The sequence below is a fragment of the bacterium genome, assembly GCA_021372535.1.
Lineage (GTDB): Bacteria > Latescibacterota > Latescibacteria > Latescibacterales > Latescibacteraceae > JAFGMP01.
Genome location: JAJFUH010000090.1, coordinates 1 through 3,408, shown reverse-complemented (window position 1 = coordinate 3,408; position 3,408 = coordinate 1). Strand labels below are relative to the sequence as shown.

4 protein-coding genes are annotated in these 3,408 nt (G+C 49.3%); all 4 read right to left on the bottom strand.

Translation table 11 applies throughout. The annotated features are described in order from the left end of the window. Positions 1–265: 265 nt before the first annotated feature. Positions 266–1,219 carry a tetratricopeptide repeat protein gene (locus LLG96_08870; GenBank protein MCE5250318.1) on the bottom strand — a complete coding sequence of 318 codons (954 nt, stop codon included), beginning with the start codon at positions 1,217–1,219 and terminating at the stop codon, positions 266–268. 217 nt (positions 1,220–1,436) lie between these two features. Further along, on the bottom strand, positions 1,437–1,760 hold the full coding sequence (locus tag LLG96_08865; GenBank protein MCE5250317.1) for a type II toxin-antitoxin system RelE/ParE family toxin: 324 nt from the start codon (positions 1,758–1,760) through the stop codon (positions 1,437–1,439). Next, positions 1,757–2,041 (bottom strand): type II toxin-antitoxin system Phd/YefM family antitoxin, encoded by a 285-nt coding sequence (locus LLG96_08860; GenBank protein ID MCE5250316.1) that lies wholly within the window; start codon positions 2,039–2,041, stop codon positions 1,757–1,759. The genes LLG96_08865 and LLG96_08860 overlap by 4 nt, the downstream gene beginning before the upstream one ends. A gap of 177 nt (positions 2,042–2,218) precedes the next feature. Next, positions 2,219–3,408: DUF2271 domain-containing protein (locus tag LLG96_08855; protein ID MCE5250315.1), on the bottom strand; the 1,190-nt coding region annotated here is incomplete at its 5' end.

Below are 3,408 nucleotides of genomic sequence, written 5' to 3'. Positions count from 1 at the left end.
AAAGAATGGGTGCTGTCCGAGCGAGCCAAAGGCTCGTGAGTTCACACATTCCCGAAAAACGGGCAGTGAACGGGGAAAAAGGCTTTTCGCGGGGTGCCCTTTCCTTGGTTACTTCCTTTGGGCACGCAAAGGAAGTAACATATAAAAAAAGTGTTCTTAAAAAATTGAGGATGGCCATGATAAAAAAACGCGTTGCCATGCGGGGACCTCGACCGTAACGGATCGGCTCAGGCGATCTATTCATTCTCACGGATTGGCCGGACTGTCACTTTTTGTCTGCTTTGAGCAGTTCGAGCGCCGCCTGGGCGTTTTTATATCCGGGATCGACAGCGAGCGCCTGTTCGAAGTTTTTGATCGCTTCACGGTCGTTCTTGTTCTCCTTGAGGGCGACACCGAAAAGGTAGAGAAGATCGGCATCGGCGGTTTCCGGTTTCACCGCTTTCCGTAAGAGCTTCACAGCCTCTTTCGAGTCGCCGGCTTTCAGGTAAATGAGGCTCATGTTGTAGATTGCGAGGACATTTTCGGGTTCAAATTTGAGAGCGGTTTTCAGCGGTTCGAGTGCCCGTCTCGCATCGCCCTTGCCATCGTTGAAAAGGGCAATCCCGAGGTTGATGTATGCGCTGATATACCGTGAATCGAGCGTGACAGCCTCCCTGAACTGTTTGATCGCCTCATCGTTATTGCCCTTTTTCTGAAGCGCGACCCCGAGGTTACTGTGGGCGGATGCGAGCTTGGAATCGATATCTATCGCTTTCCGGTAGGTGACAATGGCGCTGTCTATCTCGCCGACAGCATAAAGGGCGTTCCCCAGATTATCGTATTTCTGCGCGATACCGGGTTCGATCCTGATCGATTCTTCGAAGCTCACACGGGCGCCGTTGAAATCCCCGATGGCCATGAAGGCATTTCCGAGGTTATTGTAAGCCTTGCCATAGCTTGCATCGAGAATGATCGCCTTTCTGAGCTGTTCGACCGAGCCGGTATAATCTCCCTTTTCGTAGAGCACGATACCGAGATTGTTGTAGGCGAAGGCATAGGTTGAGTCGGTCTCGATTGCTTTTTTGAAGGCGTCGATGGCGCCATCGAGATTGCCTTTGCCGAACAGCTCGTTTCCCTTGTCTTTGAGAGCTTCGGCATCGGAACGGTTATCCGCGGCCGCAGGAGAGCATGACAGCAGAACGGGGAGCAGTACAGAGAAAATATAACCGGAATATTTCATGATCGGTCAGTCCTTTGAGGATACGGTGGTGTGTTTTATTGGTGTCACTGTATTATACTTATATACGGAAAATATACGGAAAAGCCTCAAATAAATAAACTTTTTTATGCGAATCAATCAATAAATACTGCTGACCACGGATTGACAGATTTATTTGACCGCTGATAAACACGGATGTGTGTGTTTATTTGAAAAATCCCGATGAAATCCACGATGTTTACCGTAAGAGTCTTTCCTGTAAGATATCCTGAAGGTCTCTGCGGCCATCGAGCACACAGTGTACAAAGACATCAGATTCAATGATCTGATAAAGAATTCTATAGGGTTTGTAATGTATTTCCTTAAAATCATGTACGCTTATTCTTTCGAGTTCGGGGGGTACATGTCCACGGTGTGCAAGTTCGGAAAGGCTCTGACAGACAGCCTCAAGTTTTTCAAGTACATGATTGGCCATGTTTTTTGAATCCGATGCGGCAATAGAGGTATAAATTTCAAATAAATCTTCTTCTGCATCGGCGACAATAAAGACCCTGAATTTCATATATCGAGTCTTTCTTTAATTCTTTTCCTGACATTGTCAAATGATTGAGTCAGACTCTTGGTTTTTCCTTCTTTCAGGCTTTTGGTGCTCATGGCGAGAATCTTGAGCATTGCGAGACTTTCCTGTGTTTTTTCATACAGTTTTACATCCTGCAGAACAGCTTTGGCTTCGCCGTTCTGGGTGATAACAATTGTTTTCTGACTATTCGAGATGTCTCTGATCACTTCCGAGGCATGGGCTTTCAGATAACTGATCGGCCTGATCGATTCGCTGGGTTTCATTTCATCCTCCATAGGGGTTGACCTGAATATAGTCATAATTCGGGTCGCTTTCAAGGAAGAATTCATAAAATCGCCACTCTTGTTAATCAAGAGAATTCCTCGCAGTTTACTACGGGGTAATTCATTCCGGATACTTGTAAAATACACCATATCCCGGCAAGCCGGATTGACCGGTCATCACGGATAGTACACCACACCGAGATAGGGGATGATATTTCCTTCCTCCACTGTGCGGCTGTACTCTTTTTTCCCGATTGTGACCGGTATGGATGTCGCCTGGTAATTCATGCTCGGCCAGTAACATGCTTCCACCTGCACTGTGTACGTTCCCGATCCGACCTTTTTACCGGAAGAGTCGGTCAGGTCCCAGACATAAAGATGATGGCCCGTATCGATGCTGGCGCCGGTGACCGCGTCCGCATCGGAATAGCCGGAGGATTTCGCCCATTCCGGCAGATTGACCTGTTTCTCGCGGATGAATCCGCTGAAACCCGAAACATAGAGTGTCCTGATAAATTTTCCCCTGCCGTCCACAATCCAGACAGCGGTCTGCGGGGCAAGCTCATCCCGAAACCCCAGAATGAAGTCGATGGCGACCACCGGCCCGGAATGGCTCGCACGGTCGAAATGCCGCACCTGCGGCGTCATCTCTTCAAAACTCATCGCGGCTTCCCGTGAATCCGGATACTTCGAAATGACCTCTATCCATTCGGTCGTCGCCTTTTTGCTGTAGGCATACCCCAGCCAGTAATGAGCTTCCGCTTTCAGAGAATCGGGGGCGCTGCTGTCAATGACCTTCTTGAGGTCGTCCATGCCCTTGTCCAGCCGGTTCACAAAAAAAGGCATCGTTACGGAAGTCATGCCGCATGCCAGGCGAATGTTCTGATCGTCCGGCGCCAGTTTCGATGCCCTGTCCAGCAGGTTTACCATTTCGATTGCGATATTAGTCCGGAACGTCGTGTCCTCATAGATTCTTGCATCGTAACCTTTTTCCGCTTCAACACCTATCGCCATGGCCAGATCATACAGCACCCGTGGATTATCGGGGTCTTTCTCCAGTTTCCCGCTCAGTTCTTTTATCACCGGTGAGGTAGCGCCAAGCCGGTTCAGCAGCTTTTTCTGACGGTCTTTCGAATCTTCGCGCCGAACGGCGGAACTTTTCAGCTTCTTTTCCGCCTGTTCGGCCCAGGGGGTATTCGGGGCGAGCTCCACAACGTTCCGCCATGTTTCGAGAGCTTTTTGCTGCTCACCCTTTTTGTCGTAACCGTCGCCTAAAGCCACAAGCGCCTGGAAACGGATGATATCGGGAGCGCTGCCGGGATTCTTCACGATCAGGTCACGGAGGGTTTCAAGATCGGTGATGCTCT